General features: G+C 46.0%; 10 protein-coding genes, 1 pseudogene and 1 riboswitch. Of the genes and pseudogenes, 8 read left to right on the plus strand and 3 right to left on the minus strand.

Annotation, left to right across the window (positions count from 1 at the left end):
• From AB4Z17_RS14990 to AB4Z17_RS15010, 5 genes and pseudogenes are all read left to right on the plus strand, one after another.
• Window positions 1-118: pseudogene (locus tag AB4Z17_RS14990) on the plus strand (sulfate transporter subunit); the annotation flags it as partial.
• Window positions 119-152: 34 nt separating this feature from the next.
• Window positions 153-986: a sulfate ABC transporter permease subunit CysT gene (gene cysT / locus AB4Z17_RS14995; protein WP_076267571.1), complete on the plus strand. Its 834-nt coding sequence runs from the start codon at window positions 153-155 to the stop codon at window positions 984-986.
• Window positions 987-1,003: 17 nt separating this feature from the next.
• Window positions 1,004-1,888, plus strand: coding sequence for a sulfate ABC transporter permease subunit CysW (gene cysW, locus AB4Z17_RS15000; protein WP_076267572.1), 885 nt, complete (start codon window positions 1,004-1,006; stop codon window positions 1,886-1,888).
• 24 nt (window positions 1,889-1,912) lie between these two features.
• On the plus strand, window positions 1,913-2,155 hold the full coding sequence (locus AB4Z17_RS15005) for a YezD family protein (RefSeq protein WP_076267573.1): 243 nt from the start codon (window positions 1,913-1,915) through the stop codon (window positions 2,153-2,155).
• 98 nt (window positions 2,156-2,253) lie between these two features.
• Window positions 2,254-4,188, plus strand: coding sequence for a hypothetical protein (locus AB4Z17_RS15010; RefSeq protein WP_441960573.1), 1,935 nt, complete (start codon window positions 2,254-2,256; stop codon window positions 4,186-4,188).
• Window positions 4,189-4,264: 76 nt separating this feature from the next.
• Here the strand turns inward: AB4Z17_RS15010 and AB4Z17_RS15015 are convergent, their stop codons facing one another.
• Window positions 4,265-4,411 (minus strand): YqzM family protein, encoded by a 147-nt coding sequence (locus AB4Z17_RS15015; RefSeq protein ID WP_144376731.1) that lies wholly within the window; start codon window positions 4,409-4,411, stop codon window positions 4,265-4,267.
• Window positions 4,412-4,619: 208 nt separating this feature from the next.
• Here AB4Z17_RS15015 and uvrC point away from each other — a divergent pair, with 208 nt between their 5' ends.
• On the plus strand, window positions 4,620-6,524 hold the full coding sequence (gene uvrC, locus AB4Z17_RS15020) for an excinuclease ABC subunit UvrC (protein ID WP_339204416.1): 1,905 nt from the start codon (window positions 4,620-4,622) through the stop codon (window positions 6,522-6,524).
• On the opposite strand, the gene AB4Z17_RS15025 is transcribed toward uvrC, so the two are convergent.
• A complete protein-coding gene (locus AB4Z17_RS15025; protein WP_441960575.1) occupies window positions 6,490-8,118 on the minus strand; it encodes a CPBP family intramembrane glutamic endopeptidase in 1,629 nt (542 codons plus the stop codon). The genes uvrC and AB4Z17_RS15025 overlap by 35 nt on opposite strands.
• A gap of 245 nt (window positions 8,119-8,363) precedes the next feature.
• A riboswitch (cyclic di-AMP (ydaO/yuaA leader) is annotated at window positions 8,364-8,569 on the plus strand.
• A gap of 90 nt (window positions 8,570-8,659) precedes the next feature.
• On the opposite strand from AB4Z17_RS15025, the gene AB4Z17_RS15030 reads away from it, so the two are divergent.
• Together AB4Z17_RS15030 and AB4Z17_RS15035 are read left to right on the plus strand one after the other, a co-directional pair.
• On the plus strand, window positions 8,660-10,000 hold the full coding sequence (locus AB4Z17_RS15030) for a TrkH family potassium uptake protein (protein ID WP_441960577.1): 1,341 nt from the start codon (window positions 8,660-8,662) through the stop codon (window positions 9,998-10,000).
• Between the two features lie 18 nt (window positions 10,001-10,018).
• Entirely contained in the window at window positions 10,019-10,681 is a 663-nt protein-coding gene (locus AB4Z17_RS15035; protein WP_076267751.1) for a potassium channel family protein, read from the plus strand.
• Between the two features lie 101 nt (window positions 10,682-10,782).
• On the opposite strand, the gene AB4Z17_RS15040 is transcribed toward AB4Z17_RS15035, so the two are convergent.
• Window positions 10,783-11,691 (minus strand): LysR family transcriptional regulator, encoded by a 909-nt coding sequence (locus tag AB4Z17_RS15040; protein WP_076267578.1) that lies wholly within the window; start codon window positions 11,689-11,691, stop codon window positions 10,783-10,785.
• Between the last annotated feature and the right edge of the window lie 88 nt (window positions 11,692-11,779).

Below are 11,779 nucleotides of genomic sequence, written 5' to 3' on the forward strand. Positions count from 1 at the left end.
ATTCAAAACTCTAGAATTGCTCACGATTGATAAAGATTTTGGCGGCTGGAAAGAAGCGCAAACCAAACACTTTGCAGACGGCGGCATTTTCGACAAAATTTACACACCAGGCTCATAATGCAAAGCATATACAAGATTGGAGCTGACTTCACATGAAAGGTTCCAAGCCCCGTAACGTACTGCCGGGTTTTGGTTTGTCGCTTGGATTCACATTGTTTTACCTCAGCATTATTGTATTGATTCCGCTGACTGCCGTTTTTTTCAAAACGGCAGAGCTCAGCTGGTCTGAATTCTGGAGCACGGTTACGAATGCTCGCGTCGTTGCATCTTATCGAGTCAGCTTTCTAACCGCATTTTTTGCCGGACTTGTTAATGCGGTATTTGGCCTATTAATTGCATGGGTGCTCGTTCGTTATCAGTTTCCAGGCAAAAAAATCGTCGACAGTTTAGTGGATCTGCCATTTGCACTGCCAACTGCAGTGGCTGGCATTGCTTTAACTGCGATCTATGCACCGAATGGTTGGATTGGCTCATTGCTCGAACCGCTCGGCGTCAAGGTTGCTTACTCCCCGCTCGGAATTACCATCGCACTAATATTTATTGGACTTCCGTTTGTTGTTCGTACGGTACAGCCGGTGCTGCAGGATATGGAGAAAGAAACGGAAGAAGCGGCAGTAATGCTCGGAGCCTATCGTTTAAGAACCTTTTGGAAGGTCATCTTGCCTGAGCTGTTGCCGGCACTACTAACTGGTTTTGCTCTAGCCTTTGCAAGAGGTATCGGAGAATATGGTTCGGTCGTGTTCATATCGGGCAATATGCCGCTGAAAACAGAAATAACTCCACTGCTCATCATGACGAAGCTGGAGCAATATGATTATGCTGGCGCTACTGCCATTGCACTCGTAATGCTCGTTGTATCCTTCCTGATGCTGCTAGTCATTAATTTACTGCAGTGGCGAATGAATCGCCGCACAGTATCAGACTAAGAAGGGAGCTCATACAAATGGCTGGAGCAATTACAGTACACACGAATGCAGAAGCTTCCAAACGGCCGAGGCATATTACAGAATCAGGTCCCGTCAAATGGCTGCTTATTATAATAGCGATGCTGTTTCTAGGATTAGTTGTCCTGCTGCCGCTGGCATCGGTATTTGTTGAAGCCTTAAAAAAAGGTGTAGGCGTATACATTGATTCGATTACGGAGCCGGATGCTTTGTCAGCGCTTAAGCTCACGCTTATCGTTGCATTAATCGCAGTTCCTGTGAATACGGTCTTTGGTATTGCTGCGGCCTGGGCGATCAGTAAATTTCGCTTTCGCGGTAAAAATATTTTAATTACGTTAATCGATTTGCCGTTTGCTGTGTCGCCAGTCATTTCTGGATTGATCTATGTGCTGTTATTTGGCGCACAGGGCTTTTTGGGTCCTTGGCTCGATGAGCGTGGCATCCAAATTATATTTGCAGTTCCTGGAATCGTGCTTGCAACCGTGTTTGTTACGGTCCCATTTGTTGCTCGCGAGCTTATTCCGTTGATGCAGGCGCAGGGTGTCCAAGAGGAGGAAGCAGCTGCAAGCTTAGGCGCTAAAGGCTGGCAGATCTTTTGGAAGGTTACTTTGCCAAACATCAAGTGGGGATTATTGTATGGCGTTATTTTGTGTAATGCACGAGCAATGGGCGAGTTCGGCGCTGTATCTGTCGTATCCGGCCATATCCGCGGAGAAACGAATACGCTGCCGCTGCATATTGAGATTTTGTACAACGAATATCAATTTTCGGCCTCATTCGCTGTTGCTTCTTTGCTCGTCATGCTAGCGGTCGTAACGATGATCGTGAAGAGCATTGTAGAATGGAAGTCTGGCACGCAGAAGCCGGCGGAGAAAGCTGAATAAATGACAATAATGGAGGGGTTTGAAATGGCAAAACCGCTAGAGTTAGATGCGCAATGGCTGGAGCGTATTTCTGAACAAGTAACGGGTCTTAATTATGGGCATGTAACGATCACTGTTCATGATGGAAGAATTGTACAGATCGACCGGACGGAAAGAACACGTTATGATGGTCCCTCTCAGAAGCAGCAGGTTCCGTCCGAATCTTCACAGCAATCGAAGCAGCGGGACAATTCATCAACGGGCGAAGCGCTTAGAATTGTGCAGTAGCTTCCTAATAGATTCGATAAATATACAACAAACCCAATGCCGCGCAGGCATTGGGTTTGTTGTATACTGGAAGAAAAGTATCCATAAGGAGAATATTAATGCCGGATTGGTCTTATCAGTCCTTGTTTCGACCTCTTTTATTCAGGCTTCCTTCTAGGCTGAGCAGAACACTGACTCTAAAAGCAATGGGAACGCTGAGCAGCATCCCGGGCGGTACTTTTGTCATTCGTACACTTGGTCATATGGAGCCATCTCCTCACTTGGAGCAGAAGCTAGCAGGCATTTCCTTAACTACAAGCGTGGGATTGTCAGGCGGTCTAGATCCGCAAGGAGTGGCGCATAAAGCGCTGGCTCAGTTTGGAATCGGTTTTATCGAGCATGGTCCAATCACCGTCAAGCAAATTAAGAGTGATAAGCCTATAACGAATGACATCCTAAATGAAACCATTCGATATCCAGATTATTATGAAAACGACGGTGTAGAGCAGTATGCTGAGCGTATGGGAAAGCCCGGACATTCGTTGCCGCAGCTGGCAAGAATTGCTCCAATGCCGCATGCTTCTTGCGAGCAGGCTCTAATCGAACTTAAAAGCATGCTGGTACTGCTAAATGCAGCAGGTGCGGCTGGTTTTTATGTTGATGTCCTGCATTCATCAAGGAGCCTCGAAGAAGCCCTCGCTATTTTGAAAGGAATAGCCGGATACGCTTCCGCACAACCGCTTGCTAATAAACCTTTGTTTATTTATGTTCCGCCTGACTTTTCTAATGACAGCTTACTCTCCTTGCTCCACGCAGCAAAGGGTGTTTGGAGAGGCGTAGTCATTGGAGAAGCAATCTGCGATGATAACAACGAGGGCTGTGGCGCAAGCATTGGTAAAGAGGCTAAGGGACTTACTTTGGCAAAAATAAAGCTGCTGCGAAAGGAATGCTGTTCCCACTTGCTAATCAAAGCGGGCGGGGGCGTGCATGAGCCGCAGGATGCGCTAGATTTGCTGAAAGCAGGCGCTAACGCTGTTATACTTCACAGCGGACTGATTTATGCAGGGCCTGGTCTGCCAAAACGGATTAATGAAGCTGTCATTTATGAGCAGGTGCGAGATCTTCCTGTGCAAGTGACTCCATCATTCTGGAAGCATTGGGGCTGGATGCTCCTGCTTGGAATCGGCATGATTATTGGCGGGATATTGTCTTGGATTATTGCTGCGACTACGGTGCTGCTATCCTATGACTTGAATTTTATAGGCATGACGTTGGACGAGCTGAAGCAAGTGAACCATCATCTGCTGCATTTTATGTCTCATGACCGAATTACGCTTTCCGGAACGATGATTACAATCGGGATATTGTATGTTCAGCTGGCTAGACATGGATTAAAGCATAGTCTGCACTGGGCTCGAACAGCTTTGATGACTTCTGGTGTTGTTGGTTTTTTAAGCTTTTTCTTATTTCTTGGCTACGGTTATTTCGACCCGCTGCATGCGCTAGCTGCTGCGGTTTTGTTCCCGATGTTTCTGCTATCCATGCGCAGAAATCCGGATCAGCCCTATCGCTTGCCAGTTAATGTTCGTAATGATCGATTATGGCGTTTGGCGATGTATGGACAATTTTGTTTTGTTGTTTTGGGCTTCGCGCTGGCTGCAGGCGGTTTAACGATTGCAGGCGTTGGGATTACAGAGGTGTTCGTACAGTCGGATTTGGTTTACTTGAATACGACGCATAACGAGCTGAACGGGGCGAACTTGAAACTCATCCCGTTGATAGCCCATGATAGAGCAGGATTTGGCGGAGCGTTGTTCTGTGCTGCGCTGGCCATTCTTATTATTGCGCTGTGGGGAATCCAGCAGGGATCGCGCTGGATATGGTGGACGCTGCTGCTTGGCGGAGCACCGGGCTTCTATGCGGGCTTAAGTGTTCATCTATCCATCGGTTATATCGATTTTTTGCATCTTTCACCTGCATTGTTTGCGTTATTGCTTTATATACTCGGACTTATATTCTTGTATCCTTATTTAATGAGAAAACAACAGGCATAGCGGAATTATATCTAATTTATCAGCTGCGTATCGTTGATAGGCAACAAAAAAAGGAGCAGCAAGCTGCTCCTTTTTCTTATGAAATGATGAATTTCACGATTACAGCAACAGCGAAAATGACGGTCATTAAACCGAGCATGCCGCCAAAGCCGAACACGACGTCCATCAAGTCATGGCGAGGCTCTTCGTTAAAATGCTCGCGCGGGTCTCTTACGTTTTCCATCGTTGACGTCCTCCTTGAAAAAGACCGATTGCGTAAGTAACAACCAATTTACGGTCGTCTTTATGTAGTATCGGTTTATTCAACTTATATTAGTATACTCAAACAGATAAACAGTTGTAAAGCCAGAACCGGTGACAATTGTAAAACAAAGTATAGCCGAGTTATGATAAAATATGAACAGAATCATTTGGCAGTCGGAGGCGAGAGCATGGATCATCAGCAAACGGATCGGGAGCAGGCAGAGCAGCAGCTTGCAGAGGCAAAAGAGACGATACGGAACAAACTAGCTTTGCTCCCGGATCAATCAGGCTGTTACCTCATGAAAAACAGCGAAGGCGTCATCATTTATGTAGGCAAGGCAAAAGTGCTCAAAAATCGCGTACGTTCTTATTTTAACGGCAGCCACAACGGCAAGACGCAGCGGCTCGTATCTGAAATTCGTGATTTTGAATTCATTGTTACCTCTAGCAATATGGAAGCACTCATTTTAGAATGCAACTTAATTAAACAATACCATCCAAGATATAACGTCCTGTTAAAGGATGATAAAACGTTCCCCTATATCAAAATTACGAACGAGAAACATCCGAAGCTCGAGGTCACAAGACGTATCATTAAAGACAAGGGCAAGTACTTTGGCCCTTACCCGAACGCGTATGCTGCTCAGCAGACGAAGAAGCTTCTGGACCGGCTATATCCGCTTCGTAAGTGCAAGACACTTCCAGATAAGGTGTGCTTGTATTATCATCTAGGACAATGTATTGCACCGTGTGAATTTGATGTGCAGCAGAGCGAATATGATCGGATGATTCAAGAGATATCAAAGTTTCTGAACGGCGGTCARGACGTCGTGAAAAATGAGCTGCAGCGCAAGATGGAGGAAGCAGCCGAGAAGCTCGAATTTGAACGGGCGAAGGAGCTTCGGGATCAGCTGATTGCAATCGATGCGGTCATGGAGAAGCAGAAGATTACGATGTCCGATGCGCTTGACCGTGATATTTTTGGTTTTGCAGTAGATAAGGGCTGGATGTGCGTTCAAATATTGTACATGCGCCAAGGGAAGCTTATTGAGCGGCACGGCACAACTTTTCCTTATTACGGGGAAGAGTATGATGATTTCATGACATTCGTTACGCAGTATTATAGCGATAATCCGGCATTGCCAAAGCAAATCCTGCTGCCAATACCGCCTGAGCTGGAAGCGGTGGAATCAGCGGGCGGAGTGGCAGCAGTTGATGAGGCAGCCGCTACGCACGCTGACGATGTCATTGCATCCTTGCACAGCTGGCTGAAGGTTAAGGTGCTTATGCCGCAGCGCGGACGCAAGAGCGAGGTCGTAACGATGGCTATCGATAACGCAAGGGTGATGCTGGACGAGAAATTCAGGCTCATCGAACGAGATGAGGAACGAAGCGTTAAAGCGTCAGAGTCGCTTGCAGGCTGGCTAGGACTGGATGAAGTACGCCGAATCGAGGCATTTGATAACTCCAATATTCAAGGTACGAATCCAGTTTCGGCTATGGTTGTCTTTACGGACGGCAAGCCAGACCGCAAGGAGTACCGCAAATACAAGGTTAAGACAGTACAAGGTCCAGATGATTACGAAACGATGCGCGAGGTCATACGGCGCCGCTACGAGCGTGTGGTGAAAGAGGAATTAGCTCCGCCGGATCTGATTGTAGTCGATGGGGGCAAAGGGCAAATATCTGCCGCGCTCGACGTGCTTGAGAATGAGCTTGGATTATACATCCCAGTTTGCGGTCTTGTGAAGGATGCGAAGCATAAGACAGCGCAGCTTATGACTGGAGATCCTGCAGAGATAGTTCCTTTGCCAAGGGACAGCCAGGAGTTTTATTTGCTGCAGCGCATTCAAGATGAGGTGCATCGCTTTGCGATTACATTCCACCGCGAGCAGCGCGCCAAGTCCATGGTGGAGTCGAAGCTCGATTCGATTCCGGGCATTGGCGAGAAACGACGCAAGCTGCTGCTCAAGCATTTTGGCTCGATCAAAAAAATAAAAGAGGCCTCAGTCGAAGACTTCCGGCCTCTATCTATTGGTGATAAATTAGCTTCGCAAATTATAGCTGCTCTAGGGGAGGAGTCGTCGTCATAGACGGCTTCTTCTCTTTTTTGTGACTTAAATATTTTAGAACAAATGCAATCAGTACCGGCAGCACGGAGAAGAAAATAGCCGAGATTATGTTCGGTGCTGTTCCAATAGTGAGCAAGGATAGGCCAACTGCAACGCTGTTGAAGATGGCGTGGGTGAACATGGCTGTAATGAAGCCGTATCTGACGAAGATAAAGCTGAACAATAGCCCGATAATCATCAACTCAAACAATCTCGTGGTGGATGGATAAAAAGGATACATCACATGGCCGAGCGCCCAGAAGAAGGTAGGCAGCAGTGCAGCGGCAAACGTGTTTTTAAACCACCTGCGAAATAGTCCAATACCGAAGAAGCGGAATACGGCTTCTTCGCCAATTGCGGCAGCCCAAGCAAGCACGGGCATCAGCCAAAGAATACCCATATTGTATGGGGATTGCGAGGCATCTGATGTTTCCCAAGTGCCAATGGACAGCTTCAAGGCGATAAAGATAACCGATTGAATTGCGAATAGGATGATCGCGAATAAATAGGACAAGCCCACGCTGCGCCAAACATAATCGCCATACCCTCTCTGACCAAAGCGCGGCCATAAAGCGCGGCCCTGCGCCTTCCAGAGGCCATCTCCGGCAACGATGGATACATAAATGGAACCTGCCATTGGAATTGCTAGCAGAACACTTACGATGGCAGTGATCGAAACGGTAGCGCCTGCCATATCCGTCTCGCCGAGCGTAGCCCGAATACCATCCAGAACGTTTAAATTCATGATCGTATAAGTAATTAAATAAATGATCGTTAATACGATTCCGTATTTAAAGGATGTATGCTTTCGATATAAAACGGAGTAAATAATAGCTAAGACGAATAAAACGAAGCTCATGAACAGATAACCGATTGATGTAAGGTACCCAGCTATTTTATCTTGTTTCTCTACATAGTTTATGTAATCGGAGGGAGCCACGAATGCCGGTTTATATTTAGTAATGATCGTACGGTCATTCACGACAAGAGCGTTAACCAATACGTTAAGATGAGCATTTTTAATGGAATAACCTGCCGGAGGCTTGGGCTGCCAATCACCATTAGGCAATATTTGCCCGCCTATGAATTCAGTACCGCTGAAATTTTCTGCAGTTAGAAAGGCGATAGCTTCTTTTGCTTTATCTAAATCTGACAGCTGTTCACCCTCAAGCTTCAAGTTCCAAGCGACTATTTTCCCGCTGTGCATATGCAGATAAACATATCCGCTGCCGCCGCCTATGAACTTAAGATCAACTTGAAACGTATCTGTAGGAAACCTAGGGTCGTATTTATCCGTATATGATTTGACCAGCTCATATTTAGATAAGTAGCCATTCATAATTTTATCGGTTTGATGTACGGCTTTAGCCGATTTCACCTTCAAGCCTGTTTCTTTTTCAACAAATGCAGACGCCTTATCCGCCGCCGCTGATTTCGTAATGACCTTGGTATTCATTTCGCCAGATGAGATGGCTGTAATCATTGGAACGATTTGTACGGCGCCATAAATAATAAAGCAAGCAACTGCTGCCCATATAAATCGTTTCCATTCATTGGGTTTAATAGAATCAATCATAGTTTCACCTCAACTGTCTTCATGATAAATAGCTCATTTTATTACCTTAACATATGAATCCCTAAATTATCCAATGAAAATGACCGTTTGTTTTCAAAAAAATGCGAAATAACGATGTCCAGCAAGCTAGCTATGCGCTGGTTCGTCCCATTGCCCTAATTTGAGCTAATATCGTCCTGTTTGTCATAAACGTCACCTTTATATCAGGAGTGCTTAGGGATTATAATCGTTATCGTCATACTAATTGCATAGCATAGCCGAATTTCCTAAGGAAATCGGGGGAACCATAAAGTTATCCAGATGGATGAACAAGCTTAAAAGCAAAGCAGTTCAACATTTGATAGCATGGGGTGAATTTTAGCGGTGAAGCTTCGTCTTCTTCCGCTGAATAGGGCTGCCTGTCCAGGCCCGAATCCGTCAGCTAACCTCGAAGGCGTATTGGAACAGGACTCATCGCACGAGCACTTGAGTTTCCAGTGCTTTTTTTTATGCTTAAAAACAATAAATGACAATATGACATAATCAAAAAGAAGGGTAATGAATGAAGGTTGATTGGAATGTTATGAAGTGGTCACCTCCGCGTATTCTGGTAAGTGGATTCGCTCTTATTATATTGCTGGGTGCCTTATTATTATCCATGCCTTTTGCATCGGTAAGCGGCGAGAGATTGCCTTTTATAGATGCACTGTTTACTGCAACCTCGGCAACCTGTGTAACTGGGTTAGTTGTCGTTGATACCGGAACTTATTTCTCTATATGGGGCCAAATCATATTAATGTGCTTGTTCCAGCTTGGAGGACTCGGATTTATGACGATGGCAACGCTGGTAGCGCTCGTGCTTCGCAAGAGGATTTCGCTGCGTGAGCGGCTTTTGCTGCAGGAATCGATGAACCAGACGAGCATGGAAGGCATCGTGCGTTTGATTAGGCGAGTAATTGTTTACTCATTGACAATAGAGCTTGTTGGCGCTGTGTTGTTTGCTTCGAGGTTTGCATTTGATATGCCGCTGGGAAAAGCGATGTATTTTGGAGCCTTTCACGCGGTTTCATTGTTTAATAATGCTGGTTTTGATATCTTTGGGAACTACCGCAGCTTGACCTTATATGTCTCTGACCCAGTCGTTAATATTACAGCTATGATGCTGATCATTTCGGGTGGACTCGGCTTTGTCGTTATGTCGGATCTGATGGAATTCCGCAAAAACCGCAAGCTGTCGCTGCACAGCAAGGTCGTTCTATCGATGACAGGGACGCTTATTGCAGTAGGGACACTCGTCATATTTATTTTTGAATTCTCTAATTCGAAGACATTGGGCTCACTGGACTGGGGCGGGAAAATATTGTCCTCGTTCTTCCAATCAGTAACGCCGCGGACGGCAGGAGCCAATACGCTTGATTATACGGCTATCCGGCAAGCGACAATGTTTTTCACCATTATATTAATGTTTATTGGGGCCTCGCCCGGCTCGACGGGCGGCGGTATCAAAACAACAACTTTTGCAACGCTGGTCGGCGCTGTATTTGCAATGATTAGAGGACGAGAGGACATCGTTCTTTTCCGTTACAGATTAGGCAAAGACAGAATTTTTAAAGCACTCACGATTACTTTGATCTCTTTATCGCTTGTCATTATCGTAACGATGATTTTGTCGATGACGGAGGATCAAGCTTTTATAAAGCTATTGTTTGAAGCGACATCAGCATTTGGAACAGTAGGATTATCCGTTGGTGTTACACCAGAGCTGAGCATTGTTGGGAAAATAGTCATTGCATTAACCATGTTTGCCGGAAGACTTGGACCCCTGACGCTCGCATACGCGCTTGGGCCTCGTACAGAGAAAGAGCTTTATCGGCATCCAGAAGGCAAAATTACGATTGGATAGGAGACTTTGCAAGTGGGAATTAAAAAGAAACAATTTGTCATCATCGGCTTAGGGAGATTTGGTTCGAGCTTAGGGCGCGAACTCGTCCAGCTTGGCCATGAGGTGCTTGGAATAGATAAGGATGAGGAAGCCGTTCAGGACATGAGCGGTATTCTAACCTATGCTGTATCAGCTGATTGTACGGATGAAGAAGCGCTGCGCTCCTTGGGTGTAAGAAACTTTGATTGCGGAGTTGTCGCGATTGGCGATGACATTCAATCCAGCATTTTGACAACCATACTGCTTAAGGATTTGGAAGTGAAGCAAGTTGTAGCGAAAGCTTTGACTGAACTGCATGGCCGGGTACTTGAGAAAATCGGTGTCGACCGCGTGGTCTATCCTGAGCGCGATATGGGTATTCGAGTTGCGCATCAGCTTGTATCCCCAAATCTATTAGATTATATCGAGCTTTCCAAAGAGTATACGATCGCCGAGCTTGCTGTACCGCAATGCTTGGATGGCAAGTCATTGCATGATCTTAATCCGCGAGCTAGATTTGGATGCAGCATCGTAGCCATAAATAAGCCAAATGGCATCATCATCGCACCGACAGCAACGGATGTCCTTTCACTTCGTGATGTCATGGTTATTATAGGAACAAATGAGCAAATAGAAGACTTCGAAGCATCCGTTATCCGTTAATTGTTTTATGTAGTGGAAGAGGCTTATTATTAGAAAAAGCAGATTAGGCTGAAATGGATTTGGAAGTGTAATATTGGAAATGCTGAAGGACAGCAGCTATTTTAAAAGCTGCTGTCCTTTTTGCTGGGGAAGCCTGCTGCAAGCTCGTTGATCCAAAGACGAACGGACGGGCTGAGGGCGGCCGAATCCGCATGAATGAGCGAGGTGGTGCGCTTTGTATCCTCAAGTTCTCGAATGGGAATGACGGTAAGATCATTGTCTTCAAGCAGTTGATTGCGCATATACGATTGAGGCAGGAGCGTCGCAGCACGGCAAGTATGCAGCAACCGAAGGATAGCTTCAAACGAATCAATTTCCATCCGCACATCCGGCTGAAGATGATATTTGTCAAACAGCTCGTCGGTCAACAACCTGTACCAAGTGCCTTTGGAGAACAAGATCATCGGCATGCCGGTCACATCCTGTATACCCAGCGTGCCTTTATCGGTAATGACCTGATTGCGAGGCACCACGAGCGATAGATGATCCTCAAACAGCGGAATGCACCGCAGTGTTGAATCCTCAATACTAGAGGCGACAATGCCGATATCGGCTTTGTGATCTCGCACGAGCGATACGATTTCATGCGTCTTGCCGGTAATCGCTTTAATGTCGATCTCCGGATGGGTAGAAGTTAAGCTTTGAATGAGATCGGGCAAAGTCGTTTGAAGCGTCGTCAAGCTTGCGCCAATGGTAAGGGTCGTATGTCCAGCCGAGGTGAACTCAGAGACGGTTTGCAAATATTTGCGATGAAGCTGGCGAAGCTCCAAAGCATATTCATAGGTCAATTGCCCAATTCGAGTAAGCTCCAGCCGCTTTCCGATGCGATGAAACAAAGGAGAGCCCAGGTCCTGCTCAAGCTTGGCAATTTTGCGAGAAAGTGCAGGCTGAGACAGGTTTAGCAAGGCGGAAGCCTTGTTCATACTGGACTGTTCCACAATAACGGTGAAGACATGCATCTCTTCATTCATGAATGAAACCCCTTATGTCATTTTGTTATAAGAAATTATAAAAAATAAGCAATTCCATTATAAGCTTAAAAGGAGTAGGATGGGAAGT

The sequence above is a fragment of the Paenibacillus sp. TAF43_2 genome, from assembly GCF_052113545.1.
In the GTDB taxonomy this organism is placed as follows: domain Bacteria; phylum Bacillota; class Bacilli; order Paenibacillales; family Paenibacillaceae; genus Pristimantibacillus.

Excerpts from the sequence above, each read along its gene's own strand:
- cysW (WP_076267572.1), top strand. The coding sequence starts at position 1,004 with ATGGCTGGAGCAATTACAGTACACACGAATGCAGAAGCTTCCAAACGG.
- AB4Z17_RS15005 (WP_076267573.1), top strand. The coding sequence starts at position 1,913 with ATGGCAAAACCGCTAGAGTTAGATGCGCAATGGCTGGAGCGTATTTCT.
- AB4Z17_RS15015 (WP_144376731.1), bottom strand. The coding sequence starts at position 4,411 with ATGGAAAACGTAAGAGACCCGCGCGAGCATTTTAACGAAGAGCCTCGC.
- AB4Z17_RS15040 (WP_076267578.1), bottom strand. The coding sequence starts at position 11,691 with ATGAATGAAGAGATGCATGTCTTCACCGTTATTGTGGAACAGTCCAGT.
- AB4Z17_RS15030 (WP_441960577.1), top strand. The coding sequence starts at position 8,660 with ATGAAGGTTGATTGGAATGTTATGAAGTGGTCACCTCCGCGTATTCTG.
- cysT (WP_076267571.1), top strand. The coding sequence starts at position 153 with ATGAAAGGTTCCAAGCCCCGTAACGTACTGCCGGGTTTTGGTTTGTCG.
- AB4Z17_RS15025 (WP_441960575.1), bottom strand. The coding sequence starts at position 8,118 with ATGATTGATTCTATTAAACCCAATGAATGGAAACGATTTATATGGGCA.
- AB4Z17_RS15010 (WP_441960573.1), top strand. The coding sequence starts at position 2,254 with ATGCCGGATTGGTCTTATCAGTCCTTGTTTCGACCTCTTTTATTCAGG.